The 16,018-nt window shown below is 33.9% G+C and carries 14 protein-coding genes, 1 tRNA gene and 1 pseudogene; 15 read left to right on the top strand and 1 reads right to left on the bottom strand.

The window, feature by feature from the left end; genetic code table 11:
- The first annotated feature begins 4 nt into the window (after positions 1–4).
- Genes AC1RRU_RS00360 through AC1RRU_RS00425 form a run of 14 tightly spaced genes read left to right on the top strand, consistent with a single transcriptional unit; the run spans position 5 to position 14,612 of the window.
- Entirely contained in the window at positions 5–961 is a 957-nt protein-coding gene (locus tag AC1RRU_RS00360) for a phage tail domain-containing protein (protein ID WP_070487624.1), read from the top strand.
- Between the two features lie 9 nt (positions 962–970).
- Positions 971–2,218, top strand: coding sequence for a tail tube TT1 domain-containing protein (locus AC1RRU_RS00365; protein ID WP_108892086.1), 1,248 nt, complete (start codon positions 971–973; stop codon positions 2,216–2,218).
- A gap of 10 nt (positions 2,219–2,228) precedes the next feature.
- Entirely contained in the window at positions 2,229–4,103 is a 1,875-nt protein-coding gene (locus AC1RRU_RS00370) for a M14 family metallopeptidase (protein ID WP_493196411.1), read from the top strand.
- A 12-nt stretch (positions 4,104–4,115) separates the two neighbouring features.
- A complete protein-coding gene (locus AC1RRU_RS00375) occupies positions 4,116–5,369 on the top strand; it encodes a BppU family phage baseplate upper protein (RefSeq protein ID WP_493196412.1) in 1,254 nt (417 codons plus the stop codon).
- A gap of 17 nt (positions 5,370–5,386) precedes the next feature.
- Entirely contained in the window at positions 5,387–5,803 is a 417-nt protein-coding gene (locus AC1RRU_RS00380; protein ID WP_037570273.1) for a hypothetical protein, read from the top strand.
- Positions 5,790–6,182, top strand: a complete 393-nt coding sequence (locus tag AC1RRU_RS00385) for a hypothetical protein (protein WP_053019826.1) — start codon at positions 5,790–5,792, stop codon at positions 6,180–6,182. Before AC1RRU_RS00380 ends, AC1RRU_RS00385 begins: the two co-directional genes overlap by 14 nt.
- Positions 6,183–6,233: 51 nt before the next feature.
- Positions 6,234–8,117, top strand: a complete 1,884-nt coding sequence (locus AC1RRU_RS00390; RefSeq protein WP_493196413.1) for a glucosaminidase domain-containing protein — start codon at positions 6,234–6,236, stop codon at positions 8,115–8,117.
- Positions 8,118–8,170: 53 nt separating this feature from the next.
- Positions 8,171–10,372: a BppU family phage baseplate upper protein gene (locus tag AC1RRU_RS00395; RefSeq protein ID WP_493196414.1), complete on the top strand. Its 2,202-nt coding sequence runs from the start codon at positions 8,171–8,173 to the stop codon at positions 10,370–10,372.
- A gap of 48 nt (positions 10,373–10,420) precedes the next feature.
- Entirely contained in the window at positions 10,421–11,041 is a 621-nt protein-coding gene (locus tag AC1RRU_RS00400; RefSeq protein WP_493196415.1) for a poly-gamma-glutamate hydrolase family protein, read from the top strand.
- Between the two features lie 22 nt (positions 11,042–11,063).
- Entirely contained in the window at positions 11,064–12,053 is a 990-nt protein-coding gene (locus AC1RRU_RS00405; RefSeq protein WP_053022018.1) for a BppU family phage baseplate upper protein, read from the top strand.
- A 13-nt stretch (positions 12,054–12,066) separates the two neighbouring features.
- A complete protein-coding gene (locus AC1RRU_RS00410; protein WP_070487581.1) occupies positions 12,067–12,411 on the top strand; it encodes a YomQ N-terminal domain-containing protein in 345 nt (114 codons plus the stop codon).
- Positions 12,404–12,547: an XkdX family protein gene (locus AC1RRU_RS00415; RefSeq protein ID WP_053037776.1), complete on the top strand. Its 144-nt coding sequence runs from the start codon at positions 12,404–12,406 to the stop codon at positions 12,545–12,547. The genes AC1RRU_RS00410 and AC1RRU_RS00415 overlap by 8 nt, the downstream gene beginning before the upstream one ends.
- Positions 12,548–12,603: 56 nt before the next feature.
- Positions 12,604–12,903 carry a hypothetical protein gene (locus tag AC1RRU_RS00420; protein WP_053020766.1) on the top strand — a complete coding sequence of 100 codons (300 nt, stop codon included), beginning with the start codon at positions 12,604–12,606 and terminating at the stop codon, positions 12,901–12,903.
- Positions 12,903–14,612 (top strand): N-acetylmuramoyl-L-alanine amidase, encoded by a 1,710-nt coding sequence (locus AC1RRU_RS00425; protein WP_493196416.1) that lies wholly within the window; start codon positions 12,903–12,905, stop codon positions 14,610–14,612. Before AC1RRU_RS00420 ends, AC1RRU_RS00425 begins: the two co-directional genes overlap by 1 nt.
- 442 nt (positions 14,613–15,054) lie before the next feature.
- On the opposite strand, the gene AC1RRU_RS00430 is transcribed toward AC1RRU_RS00425, so the two are convergent.
- Positions 15,055–15,128 (bottom strand) — tRNA-Arg (locus tag AC1RRU_RS00430).
- A gap of 828 nt (positions 15,129–15,956) precedes the next feature.
- Between AC1RRU_RS00430 and AC1RRU_RS00435 the strand changes: the two are divergent.
- Positions 15,957–16,018: pseudogene (locus tag AC1RRU_RS00435) on the top strand (phenol-soluble modulin PSM-beta-3); the annotation flags it as partial.

Below are 16,018 nucleotides of genomic sequence, written 5' to 3' on the forward strand. Positions count from 1 at the left end.
TTCAATGGATATAGAAATTAAGAAAAGAAACGGACAACGTTATACTTTGGGCGACTTCGGTTTCAAAGTGACGAATGTTACCGTTGAAAGTATTGAAAAAGAAACAGATTATGAGAAAAAAGAAAATACAAGTGGTCGTATTCTTCTAAGTAGTCAGTATCGTAAACGAAATATCACAGTTGATTGTTATGTAGTTTCTACTAAACTAAACGATAATTCACGTTTACGAGATGAGTTTTACTCGCTAACTAATAGTAACGAACCTATTCATATTAGAGAGTTAAGACGGACAGTTCCACTTAACTATCGCTTTGTACAACCTACTGAACGCGACTATCAAGAGATAGACGAATACAACAATTTAGTGTTTAATCATGAGCCATTTAACAATAATCATTATGTGAATGGTAGACAATATCAAGTTATGTGTTCAGATGTAGTTGTCCCCGAAGAAAATGGTCGTAAGATTAACTTCTCAATTAAATTTGAAACGGTAGAACTTCCATTTGCTGAAAGTATCGGAACATCATTAGAATTAGAGAAACGACCTGATAGAGAATTATGGTCCAATGATATGTTAATTCCTTTTGATGAAGAAGATGCACGTCGTAGGTATTCATTTACTAATGTATACAACAATTCAGTGTACTATCACGGGAACGTACCTAATGATCAATTCAATTTATTTAAAAAAGTAACAGTTGTATTAGGGAAAAATGTTAAAGCAACGGAAATTTTCAAATTTACGTTAGGTAATAGTGATGTTATGACAATCGAAGGTGCTAACTTAAAAAAAGGCGACAAAATTGTCTATGACGGTGTACAGACGTTTAGAAATGGTATTCCTATTAACGACTTAGCATCAAATGCACAACCAAAGTTTTATCCCGGTTGGAATAATTTTGAATTCAATCAGCAAGTTAAATCAGTAACATTTGACTTGAAATTTTATTACTTGTGAGGTGTAGACATGCCGATATTAGTTACTCCAATACGTGGGCGTAGTATTCCATTGTACGTGTCTACTACCGAAACATCTAAACTTGGTTCTGATATAGTCTTACAATTTGAAATTGTTGAAGATGAGTTTAATTATCAAATTGTCAGAGGTTTACAAAAAAGATGGACGATTTCAAGAGTACAAGGCCCAAAGGATAAAAGAGAATATGTAGTATTTATTATCGACAGACAGACACATGGTAAGAAACAACGTGTGTCTGTTTCTTGTCGTTATAAACCATTAGATATCATTAAACACACTCGTGTTTACGATACGATAGACGGTAGTTTTACAGCCGATAACTTCCTTAGACGTATTTTCAGCGGTACTAAATTGAAGTATAGAATAAATGGTTCCCTTGGTTCATCTCGATTTGAAGATGCTGGCGAAGGTGAAAGCTTAGAAGATTTGATTAAGAAATTTTGTAGTCACTTTGATGTAGAGTTCGATATTGAATTTAATAACAAAAAAGGAACATATACATTTGTATTTACACCATTCTTAAATAAAAATGCTAGTTATCATATAGATGATGAAATCAACGCTAATAATATGAAGGTTGAAGAAGATAGTAGTGAGTTATACACATACGCTGTTGGTTACGGTGATTATGATGATGAAGGCGGTAGTACTGCAGCTGGTTTTGTCATGAAATTCGAACACCCGAGTATCAAAGACTATGGTCGTTATGATGCGCCACCAATTAAGGATGGTCGTATCAAAGATGAAGAAGTGATGCACCAAAAACTTCAATCATTAATCGAAAGTTCAGTTAAAACATCAATTAGTTTAGATTTCATTGCTCTGAATAGACACTATCCAAACGCTGTTCCTAAAGTAGCTGATATCGTTAAGATTAACCACTCCATATTAGGTATTAATGAATTTGTTCGTATCGTTGATGTAAAAACAGTAAGGGATAAAGACAATGTTATTGTCAAACAAGACGTTACTCTAGGAGATTTCAAACGTGTGGATAGATATAAAAAGCGTGTAAGTGAAGCAGCGGCGGCAGTTGGTGGATTAGGAGGACGAAGTAGTTTCGTCAACACATATAAAGTAACAACTGCCAAGACAAACGCAGCTATTAGAACTACACAACGCCAACAAGAAGGCGAAGGTAGAGGTATGAGGATTACTAAAGAAGACGGTACAGCTGTTGATTTGAGTAATGCTGAATTCGTTGTAGATTCCAATGGTAATTTAAAACTAAAGTAGGAGGTCTGACATGAGAAAAACGATATATACCGATTTAGATACAATCTTTGGTGCTCGTTTTGTTAGAGAAAATGAGTTAAATTTTATTGCCACAAGAGATATGTTGACAAACATCGAAAAGTTATTAGATAAGCATAGCCGAAATGAAAAAAAAGCACACACTGCCGAACAAATTAAATACACACTTCCTACTGGTCCTAGTACCACAGTTGATAAAGAACTTCGTTATCAAAATGAACGTGTTAGAAACTTAGTATTAGGTAATTTAGGAAACGGCCAACAAGAAGTGCGTGATAGTCGTGTCTCTATGGATGGTCAAAGCCACTCATTATTATCTGAACGTTTAAAACATGATTTTTCATACATCGAAGAAGAAACAGATAAATTGATGAATGTTACTGATGATCCTGCATATTTATTTAATCCACCTTACATGAAAAGTGCTGAACGTGGTGTAAATGAAACGCCATTAAGTAATGATCCAACTGAAAACTTAAAAGCGTTCTATGACGTGTTTGTCGATAATAAATATTGTTTCAAAAAGTACATTGGTAAAGACCAATCAAACAAATACAACGTATATAGTTATACATTTGAGCCGGAACATTACAGTAAAACAGTATTAGTCACTTGTTGTATTCACGGTAACGAATATAGCGCATTTTATGCTATGAGCCGTTTCATGAACTTAGTTGTAAATGAGTGGGAAAAATACCCTCAACTCGCTTATTTACGTAAAAATGTGCGTATTGTCATGGTTCCTATCGTAAATCCATGGGGATTTGCTAATCAAGAACGTGAAAATGTAAATAATGTCGATTTAAACCGTAACTTTGATTACTACTGGGAAAATGGTAGTGGTAAAAGTCCGAGTGGTAAGAACTATAAAGGCTCTAAAGTATTTAGTGAACGAGAAAGCAGAAATATGAAAACACTCGTTGAAAGTTTAGACGAAATTACAGCACATATGGACTGCCACAACATTGTATCTCAAGTTAGTGACTATTGCTTATTCTACCCTAGATTTGCTAATCAACCTAATAACGAAATGACACAACTTTTAATGGAATTATCGAATTATGGTGATTATGTTACTTGGGGTTCAAGTACATTAGCGTCATTCTCGAATTGGGTTGGTATCACGAAAGGCATTACATCATTCTTACCTGAAGTATATGAAGGTCGTGCTGGTAAACCTAGAGGCGCGGAAGAAATGTGGCGTAGCGTATATTACTTAGGAAATATTCTTTTAAGATTATCAAGCCTATATAATGGTCAAAATGGAAGAACAGCAAACGAACCTATTGTTAAATCATTTGTATACAGCAGTCGTTATAACAACTCTGGTGTTAAACCATTCTCACTTATCGCTAAAGACGGATATCAACGTATGTTGATGACGCAACAACGATTTAAAGTTACTGCAAATGGTTTTGTCGAACTGAACGGTTCAATTACAGTTGAACTTACTAAAAACACTACTTTTGGTGTCAACCCAGGTATAGCGCAAAACTATAACCCGTTTAGTGGTAATGGCAAAACAAGAAGACGTCAATTATTTAAAATTGAACATAAATTACCGGCTGGCATTCATACTATTCCGTTACATGCAGTGGCACCTGTTCAATTTTCTACAACAACACCCGACAATGTTAAACGGACAAATGAAGTTATGGCAGTTGTAGATGTAATGAGAAAAGAAGGATATGCAAAAGTATTGAATATGGTACTTAATGTTAAATTCACACCTAGTCATTCTCATAATGCTGTTCAAATGTTTACTTCAACAGGATATGGCAACCAAAAAGAACAAACATTCAAACAAATCTATCCAAATAAACCAGCACCGTTTGATGTTCGTAATAAGATTATTACTAAAAAATAAGGAGGTTTTTAAATGGACGGTTTGAAAAAAGAAGCGAAAATCACAGTTGTTGATGAGCCACGCTTGAAACCTATTACTGATGAGAATATCGGTTTTTACAACATGGATATCAATACAGCAGTTTTAACGTTTCAAGTAAGAAAACAAGATTATCCATTAGAAATCAGTAAAGTAAATACTGATATTTATGCTTACTTTGTATCTGATAATGGTTCATCAACTGGACGTGTTCAAGTTGATTATGTTAATCCAATGCAAGGTATCATTCAACTCACTTTAGATAATGACTTCTTAAAAGCTGCAACAGACACTTATGTGACAGGTCAAATCTACATCAAGGCTGTTGGTCGCAAAGATACTGTTGTATTAAATGAATTCCGTTTCTATGTCAAAGATGCGTTGATTAATCAAATTGATGCCGATATCAAAATTAGTTATATTCGTGAAATTGACGATTTAATTGATAACTTCAAAGAAAAAATCGAAAGTGTTTCACAAAATTTTAGCGATATCGAAACAGCACAAGCTGATTTCACTGCGTTTGTAAATGCACAAAAAAATGCTTTCATTAAACAAGTTAATGATATGAAGAATGACATGAATACATTTGCAAACAACACACAAAAAGACCTTATAGACCGATTAAATTCACTTGATGATAAAGTGCTGCAAACACTTAGAGAATTGGAAAATGGTACAGAAAATTTTGTTACTGAAGATGAGTTAAATACGTTACTTGCAAATTATCCAACTAACGAACAACTCACTACACAACTAAATGGTAAAGCTAATGTCGGAGACGTTACTCCGTCTGAACCTACTGAGATACCAGGTTTAGATGCAATCATTAAAGAAAAAGTCGACGAAGCAGTAGCTAACGCTTCATTACAACGTTTCGCATTCACTGATAATGACGGTTATATTCCAAGAATCGATAGTCCTGACTTACACACTATGAGTGGCATCGAGTCTTCAGGATTCTATTATGCGTATAATCCAGTTAACTCACCTGACCCTGATAATCAAAGTGGTTACTTATTCGTTATGTCAAGAAGTTCTAGCTATAAGAAAGTATTGTTCTTACCATTCAACAGACACAGAATTTACTCACGTAATATGATGGGAAGTACAACGGGTTGGGGAAGTTGGTACGATGCTACTCAAGGTGTAAGAATAGGAGAAATAGACCTTGGAATTAACGAAGAAGACGGAATGATTGCAGACGACGTAGATACTGAAGAAAATGATACAGACGAAACTCAATAGAAAGAAGGTGCTGATTATTGAAGTACAATTTTAATGAAGTTCTCAACTTCATTCTTTTGTCAGGTTTAGGCGCTTTTACTTTTGCGAGAGGTTTCTTCTTCACCCAAAGGCAAGATGATGTTCTAGGTGATAGTGATTTTTACGTCGCTTTACATCACATTATGCCAATTTGGGTGTGGGGCGTTATTATCATGGTTGCTAGCTCGTTGCTAATAATTGCTGCATTCTTTTTACCAAGACAAAGTACAAGTATCGTCTGCAACTATTTATTATTAATAGGCGGATTTGGATGTTCTATCCTTTATTTCCTAATGACATCGGCAAGCATCTATAACGCTATCAATTGGTTGTCTACCATTCAATTCAGCATCTTATCAGCAGTATGTCTTGTGATTGGGTTCATCGGAGGTGCTGACATCTATGAAAGAAGATAAATACGTTACTTATGAAGAATGGCGCATATCACGAGAGAATATCCTCGAGAAGATAAAAGAAGGCGATGACGAGAACCTAAGATACATCAATGAATTGAAAGAAAAGATTGCAGAAGGAAACGTCTATCAAAGACAATCGTTTGAAGTTCAGAAAGATACGAACAAACAAATGAAACAATTGAATGATACTAACAATAAACAATGGGATGCAATTAAAGAGATAAAGTTTGTTGTCAAAAATCATGAAGATGATATCGGGAGATTAGAAGGAACGATCTCAGAAAAACAGAAGAATAGCGTACAAATTACTGTGGCTCTCATAGGCACTGCTGGAACAATCATAGTCGGTGCCTTTGGGTTAGCGCAGTATTTTTTTTAAGGCGGTACTTATGTACCGTCTTTTTATTATGCAAAAAAGGAAGGTGGATAAATGGCAATTTTACCTTCATCTGGCAAACCGACAGCTAAACAAGTTGCGTCTTGGGCGAAGTGGTTGGCTAAAAATAGATTAGGTGTCAATATTGACGGTGCGTATGGCTATCAGTGTTGGGACTTACCTAACTACATCTTTGAAAGATATTGGGGATTCAGAACATGGGGTAATGCTAATGCAATGGCACGACGCTCACAATATCCTAATAGAACATGGAAGATATATAAATATAGACCTGGTTTCGTTCCGAAACCTGGCGATGTAGCAGTATACACTTATGGTTGGGCTGGACATACTAACATTGTAGTTGGTCCTAGTGATAAGAATGGCTATACGGCGGTAGACCAGAATTGGATTAACGCAAATAGTTATTACGGTAGTAAAGCAGCGATTGTTAAGCATAGTTATAGCGGCAATGGTGGTAGTCTCTACTTCGTCAGACCACCTTATAAAGAAGAACCAAAGGATACAAAGCCATCTAATGACAAAGGCGATGTTTCTTCAGACAGACCGAAACCGAAAACTAAAAAAGAACCACTTAAAAAACGAAAGATTATTACAGTAACCGCAGAAGATGATGAGAAAGTTGAATATCCTAGATTCATCCCCCACAGAATTGCTCATGGAGAATTAAGAACTCGTAAGCCTAAAGGTATATCAGTCAAGAATGCCGGAACAATGTGTTCTGTACAACAGATGTATTATGACAGAAACAAATACATTTCTAACGATGAATATCCACACTTCTACATTGACCGTCATCACATCTGGCAACCACGATATACAGATATCAAAGTGCCTAGTGAACCTGACCATATTGTGATTGAAGTGTGTGGAGATTACAGCGATACCAAAACAGATTTCTTACTTAACGAACTACACGCAATCATATTTGGCGTTGGGCAACTACAAAGGTATAAAATTCCAATTAAACAATCATCAGTGAAGGTTACTGACGACTTATGGCGTACCGTTATGGAACATGGTAACTTTGACCCTCTAATCGACGGTAAGCCTTCTTCTAAGGTTCTTGACAGGGTTGAAAAAGCACTACTTGGGTTATACAAAGATAAAAACAAGATACTCAAAGAAGTGAGAAATGGTAAAACAACTAAAGTTAAAATTAAAGTTAAGAAGAAAGAAAACTCATCTTCATCTTCATCATCGTCGTCAAGAAAAAAAGTATCTAGTAAGCCTAAAGTTATGGTTGTTTACAGTAATTACTCATTTAAACGAGCGGTTGATATTCAAATGACAAAATGGCCACAAATCAACTACGGTACAGGTTGGTACAATGCTAGTCGAACGGCTACATTAAAAGCGATGAACAGTTTAGAGATTTGGAACAGTTCAACTCAGAAATATCAAATGCTTAACTTAGGTAAATATCAAGGCATATCAGTAAGCAAGTTAAATAAAATACTCAAAGGTAAAGGTACTCTGTCCGGACAAGGTAAAGCTTTCGCTTCAGCTTGTAAGAAATATAACGTGAATGAAATCTACTTAATTGCACATGCATTCTTAGAAAGTGGATATGGTCGTTCCGCTTTCGCTAGCGGACGTTACGGCGTTTATAACTACTTCGGTATTGCTGCTTATGACAGCAACCCTAACTACGCTATGACATTTGCTAGAAATCAAGGTTGGACTACTCCTTCTAAAGCTATCATCGGTGGAGCTAAGTTTGTTAGAAGAGGATATATCGATCAAGGACAACAAACATTATATAGAATGCGTTGGAACCCACAAAGTCCCGGCAATCATCAATATGCTACTGATGTACGTTGGGCGCAACATCAAGCGAATACAATTAAAAGTTTATATGATGAAATCGGTCTAAAAGGTGAACACTTTATACGTGACCGATACAAACAAACATAGGACTACATGCTGTCAGCGTGTGGTCCTAAATTTATGTAAAAGAGGTGTTTTTATTGGCAATTTTTAAACAAGGAGAAGTAAATGCGCGAATTGATGAGCAAGGTATTGATTTGGGAGATATAAATGTTCAACTTTATACAATGGATAATTCTACTGTTGCTTTAGATATTTATTTAAAACAAAGAAATATCTTTAAAAAAAGAAAAGAATTTGTCCCAGTTAATTTAAATCAAAGTAACTTTAAACCAATTTTGCACTTAATAACTGAAGACAATTCAATTTTTACGAATGAAGAATTAGAAGTTATTAAAGCTGAAGAAGGTCATGTACGCTATCGAGTTTCTGACTACGTTACAAAACATGTAGGTCGAGTACAAGCTAAACTGTTTTTAGTTGATAAAAATAATACTACTGATAGTTCGCATGTAGCTAATTTTTATTTCAAGGTAAATGATAGTGGTTTAACTGGCGCAATTGGAAGAGAAATACGAGTTGAAATACTAGATGATATTGTAGAACGAATTTTGTTAAAAGATATTGAACGTTTCAGAGGTCCTAAAGGTGACAAAGGCGATACTGGTCCACAAGGCCCAAAAGGTGATAAAGGTGTAGATGGAGTAGATGGCGAGATTGGTCCAGCAGGTCCTACAGGTCCTATGGGAATTAGAGGTGACACTGGTCCAAAAGGCGAACAAGGTTTACAAGGTCCTCGTGGAATGCCGGGGTTAGATGGTAAAGATAGTACTCAAAAAAATTATAAAGATATAAAAATTCTTACGGATATACCGTTGAAGTTTGAAGGATATGACGAATTAACCGCTTTAAATAATGTAACGTACTACTATCCTCAAGGTTTATCTATAGATGACGATTATTATTATATCTTATATGATACTCCTGAGTTGGTTTCTAGACTCTTAGTTATTTATGATAAGGACTTTGAAGTTATAGCTAAATATTATGTAGGGGATCATGGTGGAGAAAATATACATGTTCAGTGGGAGAATGGCACTAGATACTTATATGCTAAGAAGGATACGGAAACTTTAGGAAAATATGACATAACTAATATACGTAAAACAGAAAAAGTTGAAGAACTTTTGCCTGAAGAAGAATTTAAAGTATCATTATACACTAATTTCTTTAAAACAAGAGATGGGTGGGGGTTAGAAGCTAGAAATTTATCTAAAGGAGTAAAGACTCAAAGAGATACTTTATGTTTCTATAATAATGACTTCTCTAAAATGACAGGTTATTTATGGATAAACCCTTCAAACTCAACTTTATGGTCCAATCAATTAATAGGAAGTATCACTAATTATTCTACAAAAAAACAAGGTATGGCAATTATTGGCAATGACGTTTTTCAAAGCGTTGGTGGTAATTGGAACCCTATGAGAGATACTGAAACGCATAATTACCATTTACAAGGTATTCAAAGGTTAGGGACTAACGGAAACGTTGTAGCAGATTATACCTATCATCCGAGAGAGTTGTTCGAGTATCTTAAAAGTTTGGGTAAAAATCCAGATGTAATTGAACACGAAAGTTTGTTTGTTTATAATGAAAAAGTTTATTGTATGATTGTTTATTCTTTAGTTAAAAATGAACAAAGTAGTGATAGAGGATTACTAATAGTCGAATACGGAAGCGAAGATAAAGAATATACATTCACTAAAAAAGGGAATGTTTTTACAACGCCGACTTCAAATTATAATCCATACAAGCCTAATATTAATGGCTATTTATATAATGAATACACAGGCGAAAAAATTAGTGATATTAAATCTTTAACTAAATATTTAACCGATACCTGTCAAAGTAAAGTAATACTTTACACATCTAATGTTAAAATTAATGATTATTACGGAAATCTATATCCAAGTGGTATTAAAGTAACGTTAGAAAATTTAAATAATTATACTTATTTTTTAAATTGTGAAAACAATGGCGTTTCAGAACGATATATAATCACGAGAGATAATAACGATAATTTTAATTTAGTCATTCTAGATAAAGATAAAAGATATGATGGATTCGATTTACTCGATGTTAATAAAAAGATGAGTGGATATTCTATAAACACAAAAAACACTCCAGATAGTGTTTCTAAAAGCGGTTGGTTTAATTTTAATGTTGAAAGTACGTATAAAAAAGTAACTTATCAACCTTATAATAGTTATGATATTTATATAAATATATATGTCAATTCAACTTGGCAAGGATGGAAAAAGCTGCAAGCAGTAGATATTTAAGTCGGCATTTATCTGCCACCTTTTTATTATGGAGGTTTATTTTTTAATATGAAAGACTTATATAGTTCGATGATCGAATTACAAGGTAAAGAAGATAATTGGTCGATCGAGATGAATACGAACAAAAGTAATATTCTTAGTTTTGCACCACATGGCGGAGGAATTGAAGCTGGTTCATCTGAACTAGCGTTACTCATTTCTCAAAAGTTAGATTGTAACTACTTCACATTCAAAGGTAAGTTACCTAGCAATAATGTAAAATTGCATGTGACATCTACTCGTTACGACAACCCAGAATTACTTAACTTAATGAGAAATATTGATTACTCAATTTCTGTTCATGGTTACGCTGATAACGAGTATGCTCGCACATTGATTGGTGGTAGCAACGAAGAACTAAAAGCACTTATCAAATGTAATCTAATTAATCGTGGTTTTGATGTACAAGACGCACCAACTAACTTAGGTGGTGCTAAACCTAACAACATTACGAATAAGACTAAAACAGGTTTAGGTGTTCAATTAGAGTTATCAACCAAACAACGTAAATCATTCTTTAGTAACAATGATTTTAGTAAAAAGATAAGAGAAGATAGATATCGTTGGCGTGCTGTGATGTATGAATACGCACAAGCGATTGAATATGCAGTAAAAGAATATTTAAACTAAGTAATAAAGAATAGGTGAATATATGATTATTAAAGACAAAAGTATAGAAGCATATATAAGAGCTAATAATATTGACATTGGAGATATTGGAAGTCGTTTTTATACAGAAGATATTAATACTGCAATCATTAAAATTAAAATTTTCTATAATGGTCAATCTGTCAATCTGAGTGAAACAGACATGAAACCTGAATTAGATTTATTTGCAGAAGATGGTTCAATTTTCCTCAATGAAAAAGTAGAAGTTGTTTCACCGAATATCGGGTTAATTGAATACAAACTACCTGAAAGAATAATCAAACATGCAGGAAAAATGAACTGTAAATTATTTTTAAAAAACGAAACACAATCAATACATGTCGCTAACTTCTATTTTAAAATTTTCGATAGTGGCATAGAAAAGGCAGTAGCCAAAGAAATTAACTTAAATTTAGTTGAAAGTACAGTTAAACAAATCATGTCTGAAGATTTAGTTAATTTATTAAACGATGGTTTTAAAGACAAATTAACTGGTGATTTAGAAAATTATTTATCTACACATAGTGAAGAGTTTAAAGGTCCAAAGGGCGATGAAGGACCTCAGGGTGAACAAGGACCACAAGGGTTACAAGGAGAACAAGGTCTACCCGGAAAAGATGGATCTACTATTTCTTATACAGATACAGGTTGGCAGTTACTTTCATTAATTAATGGAACAACACAAGCTGGAAGATTGAATCTACCAGAATATAGACTTGTTACTATAAATGACACTAATTTGTTATTTATTAGGGGGGCAGTAACGAACATTACTTCAAGAACAATGGTGTTTGCAAAGTTACCAACGAACATTTCACAAAAAATAAGAAGTTATGCAGAGTATTCAAAAGTAAAAATAAATTCGTACACGAATACATCATCCATATATAATATAACTGTAATTACTTCTGGAGAACTAAAAATAACCTTTGAACCTAATAGTACAGTAGATGCTAGTTCGCCTTATTATATTGAAGGAACAATAACATTATAGGAGAGTGGAGGATATGAAAACAAAACAAATTTATTTTTATGATGGAACATCATTTCTAGTCATGGAGAATAAAGATGGAGAATTAGAATATCCAGAGGGGCAATGGACTGATATTGCACCACCAGAAGGACTTTATGAACCTATCCATTTTGATGGTGAAAAATGGGTGGGTACACCGTACGAAGAATGGTTGGAACAACAGCCTAAAATTGAAGTAGAAGAAACACCGGATGATAAAGATGTTTTAATAGCAGATTTAACATTACAATTAATGGAAACGCAAAATACAGTAGTAAATTTACAGAATGATATGGCGAATTTAACATTACAAGTTTTGGAGAGTGGTAACAATGCGTAATATAGGTATTAGATACTATAAAATGGGTTTATATAACGAAGAACAGTTTGCTTTATTCGTAAAACGAGGTTTTGTAACAGAAGAAGAGTTTAAAGAATTAACTGGACAAGAATACCAAGACACAATTAAAGAATAACACTACAAGCTGACCTTTTTAGGTCGGCTTTTTATTTTGAATAAGGAGTGGAAGAAATGGAAAGTATTATTGCATTTGCAACAGTGATTTCAGTTATCACAATCGCATTAACACAATTAGTTAAGCAAGCTGGAGTACCTAAAAATGTTGTACCTTTAATCGCTATTGGTATTGGTATCGTTTTAGGTGGTATTACAGCGTTTATTCCTGAAATTGTTACCGAATTATCAATTGGTGGTCGTTTGCTTGCTGGTTTGATTAGCGGGCTAATGGCAACAGGCATTTGGGAAACTGTAAGAACACGTACAGGATCAACTAAAGATAAAAATAATAAAATTGGTGGAGGTCGTGCATAATGGCAGAAAAATGGAATGGCGTACCAGTTAAATATGATTTTTTACCGATTGGAACACGTAGAAGTGGGCAACCGTTAACAAGTAAAAAACCTTTATTTGCAGTAGCACATGATACAGGTAATCCTGAAACAACAGCACAAACAAACGTGAATTATTATAAAAATACGTATATGATTGATTGGTCAATCGTCGCAAGCGCTCATATTTTTGTTGATGATAAAGAATGTATTGTCTGTATTCCAGTTACCGAAAAAGCATGGCATGTTTTATACAATACACCGACAGACAATCAATGGTATAACGCCGATGCAAATGATGTAGCGTTTGGCGTGGAAGGTAGTTACTTCCCTAGTAGTCAAAAACGTTCTCGTAAGTCATTAGATAATATGGCACGTGTATTAGCTTATTTATGTAACTATTGGGGCATTGATTACAAAACAGAAGTGCCGGGACACCAAGACATTCAAGCTGATAAAATTGATCCCGGAAACTTATTAGAGGCTTGCGGATATTCACGAAACGTTAAGCATTTAGATAAACAGATTGCTAAATATATTAATGGCGTTAAACCTGCACCAAGTAAGAAATTATCAACGAAAACAAGCAAAAAGCCGACACCTTCGCCCAAAAGTGTGGTTAAGTATAAACAAGCAATTGAATACATGCACAGTCTGAAAGGTCAGTTTGTAGATTTTGATAATATGTATGCTTATCAATGCGCAGATTTAAGTGTAGATTTCATCTATCATGTGACTGGTGGCGTAAGATTTTATAGTAATGCCAAAGAATTGCATACTTTAAATGCTATGCCTAAAGGTTGGAAAGTAGTTAAAAATACAAGAAATTATGTTCCTCCTATTTGCGCTATTGCAGTGTATACTGAAGGTATTTATAGAGAATGGGGGCATACAGGCTTAGTTTGGGATAATTCAGGTGGTACAAATACATTCACAATCTTAGAGCAAAACTATGATGGAAATGCCAATACACCAGCTAAATTACGTGAAGATGATTACACAGGCTTAACGCATTTCATTGTACCAGACTTCGCTGACGATAGCGTTGATTTAACTGATATTAAAGAAGTGAAAAAATCAGAACGTAAATCTAACAGTTCAATTTCAGTAAATAAAAAGCCACCTAAAAAATTAACTTGGAGTAACCAAGCATATTTCAAAGCGATTGCTGATAACGCAGGTGTCACTATTTGTAGACCTAACCATAATAATGTAATGGTTACAACAAATGAAGAGTATAAACCAGGCGACGTATTCTATGTTTATGAAATTCGTGATGGTTGGGCTAGAGTTTACAGTCCAAGTAACGATGGTTATGTATGGTATGAACGCTTAATCGTTAAGGATGTTTATAAAACAGCAGGCGGTAAAAAGTTTGCGAAGAAAGCTGATAAGCAATCGGTAGCACAACGCAATATCATTAAAGATACAACAGGTTTAAAAGTGAATAGTATTCCACCTTTAAACATGAAGAAATCGTCTAAAGCTAAATTCAGAGCGCGTGTTGATTATTACGGTGCATCGTTAGTTAAATTCAAAGGTAAAGAGTGGTATGTAACAAACAACACTTATAGAGCAGGATATGATCAGTTCTATATCTTTGAAATTAAGGACGGTTGGTGTCGTGTTTATTCTAGAAATAATAACGGTTGGATATGGTACGAGCGATTGAGAATCATAGAAGTATATTAATATGTTTAATTAATTTGCAATAACCTTGTTAAAGTTTATACATGCTAGTATAATACATTCAGACGACATTTCACTATCAGTTCGTAAAGGGATAAGCATAACGGTGCTTGTCCCTGTTTTTTTATGTTATAATAAACATTATTAAAGTAAGCTATTGAGATGACAATTAGCTACCGTCTTAGGCCTAAAATCGAAAAAGGCTACTCAATTGTTTGCGATTAATCATTAACCGTATCTTAATAGGTACGGTTATTTTTTTATGCGTAATTTTCGAAAAAAATAAACCACGTTCTAATGAGCGTGGTTTTATGCGAGGGACTCGGGTCCCTAAAAAGTCCCTAAAAATTTGTATTATATGGTGTGTTATTAATAGGCAAAATAAAAAGAACCCCGTCGTTATGGGATTCTTAATTTCGAAAAGTGTTTAATTTTCGGTTAATAGCGTCCTGGGAGGGATTCGAACCCCCGACCGATGGCTTAGAAGGCCATTGCTCTATCCAGCTGAGCTACCAGGACATGAATTTTTAACACAAGAATTATTATAGCTAAAGAAACCTTATTTAGCAATAGCTTTAATATAAAAAAAGTTTATATTTTTCACTAATTATGTGTATTTGTAACTCATATCGACGATGTGCAAGTGCAATAACACATAAAGTCGAGCAATTGAATTAATATCTTCAAGCCATATGGACGCAGAAGTAATCAAATGTATAGAACCAATAGGATGCATTATAAGCAACTATGAACAAACTATAAACATTTATGAATAAAGTAATAAATAGATCACAAGTGTTGAAATTATTCTCATCTATTATTCATATACTCAATCCAATTACTAAATAAAAGTACCATGATAAATAGTGAAATACAGAAATTAATAAAGTTGCAATGACCAACATTACGATTAATTAAATAGTTGAAAAGGACTAGAGTATATTCACTTGTCTGTTTAAATAAATGGTTGTATTGAGAATCCTAGACTTGCAATGGTCTCTTAGTAGGTTAAAGCGTTTATAAAACAAGGTGAATTTTAAAGAAATATAAAGCTAATGTAAAGGTATTGTAAACGTTTGCAGAATTGTCAGATTTTGCACAACATATTTGAATGCCTAAGTGTGTTTTATATAATCAAAGGTCTACAGTTTTGATGTCTAATTTATAAGTTAAGAAAGATAGAACGCAAATAGCATAAATCACTATATAGTATAAGTAACAAAACGATAGGTAAACAAAAACTTACCAATTAATCGTTTTTGGTTTTAAGAAATAGCTTAATGTATCTATTGAATTTCATACATTAAGATTTAAATACTTTAAATAAAAAGAAATGGAGCGATTTAAATGTCAAAATTAGTACAAGCAATTTCAGATGCAGTTCAAGCAGGCCAAAACCAAGATTGGGC

The sequence above is a fragment of the Staphylococcus sp. GW821-FHT11H10 genome, assembly GCF_058807855.1.

Excerpts from the sequence above, each read along its gene's own strand:
- AC1RRU_RS00370 (WP_493196411.1), top strand. The coding sequence starts at position 2,229 with ATGAGAAAAACGATATATACCGATTTAGATACAATCTTTGGTGCTCGT.
- AC1RRU_RS00405 (WP_053022018.1), top strand. The coding sequence starts at position 11,064 with ATGATTATTAAAGACAAAAGTATAGAAGCATATATAAGAGCTAATAAT.
- AC1RRU_RS00390 (WP_493196413.1), top strand. The coding sequence starts at position 6,234 with ATGGCAATTTTACCTTCATCTGGCAAACCGACAGCTAAACAAGTTGCG.
- AC1RRU_RS00400 (WP_493196415.1), top strand. The coding sequence starts at position 10,421 with ATGAAAGACTTATATAGTTCGATGATCGAATTACAAGGTAAAGAAGAT.
- AC1RRU_RS00375 (WP_493196412.1), top strand. The coding sequence starts at position 4,116 with ATGGACGGTTTGAAAAAAGAAGCGAAAATCACAGTTGTTGATGAGCCA.
- AC1RRU_RS00360 (WP_070487624.1), top strand. The coding sequence starts at position 5 with ATGGATATAGAAATTAAGAAAAGAAACGGACAACGTTATACTTTGGGC.
- AC1RRU_RS00410 (WP_070487581.1), top strand. The coding sequence starts at position 12,067 with ATGAAAACAAAACAAATTTATTTTTATGATGGAACATCATTTCTAGTC.
- AC1RRU_RS00415 (WP_053037776.1), top strand. The coding sequence starts at position 12,404 with ATGCGTAATATAGGTATTAGATACTATAAAATGGGTTTATATAACGAA.
- AC1RRU_RS00385 (WP_053019826.1), top strand. The coding sequence starts at position 5,790 with ATGAAAGAAGATAAATACGTTACTTATGAAGAATGGCGCATATCACGA.
- AC1RRU_RS00365 (WP_108892086.1), top strand. The coding sequence starts at position 971 with ATGCCGATATTAGTTACTCCAATACGTGGGCGTAGTATTCCATTGTAC.
- AC1RRU_RS00425 (WP_493196416.1), top strand. The coding sequence starts at position 12,903 with ATGGCAGAAAAATGGAATGGCGTACCAGTTAAATATGATTTTTTACCG.
- AC1RRU_RS00420 (WP_053020766.1), top strand. The coding sequence starts at position 12,604 with ATGGAAAGTATTATTGCATTTGCAACAGTGATTTCAGTTATCACAATC.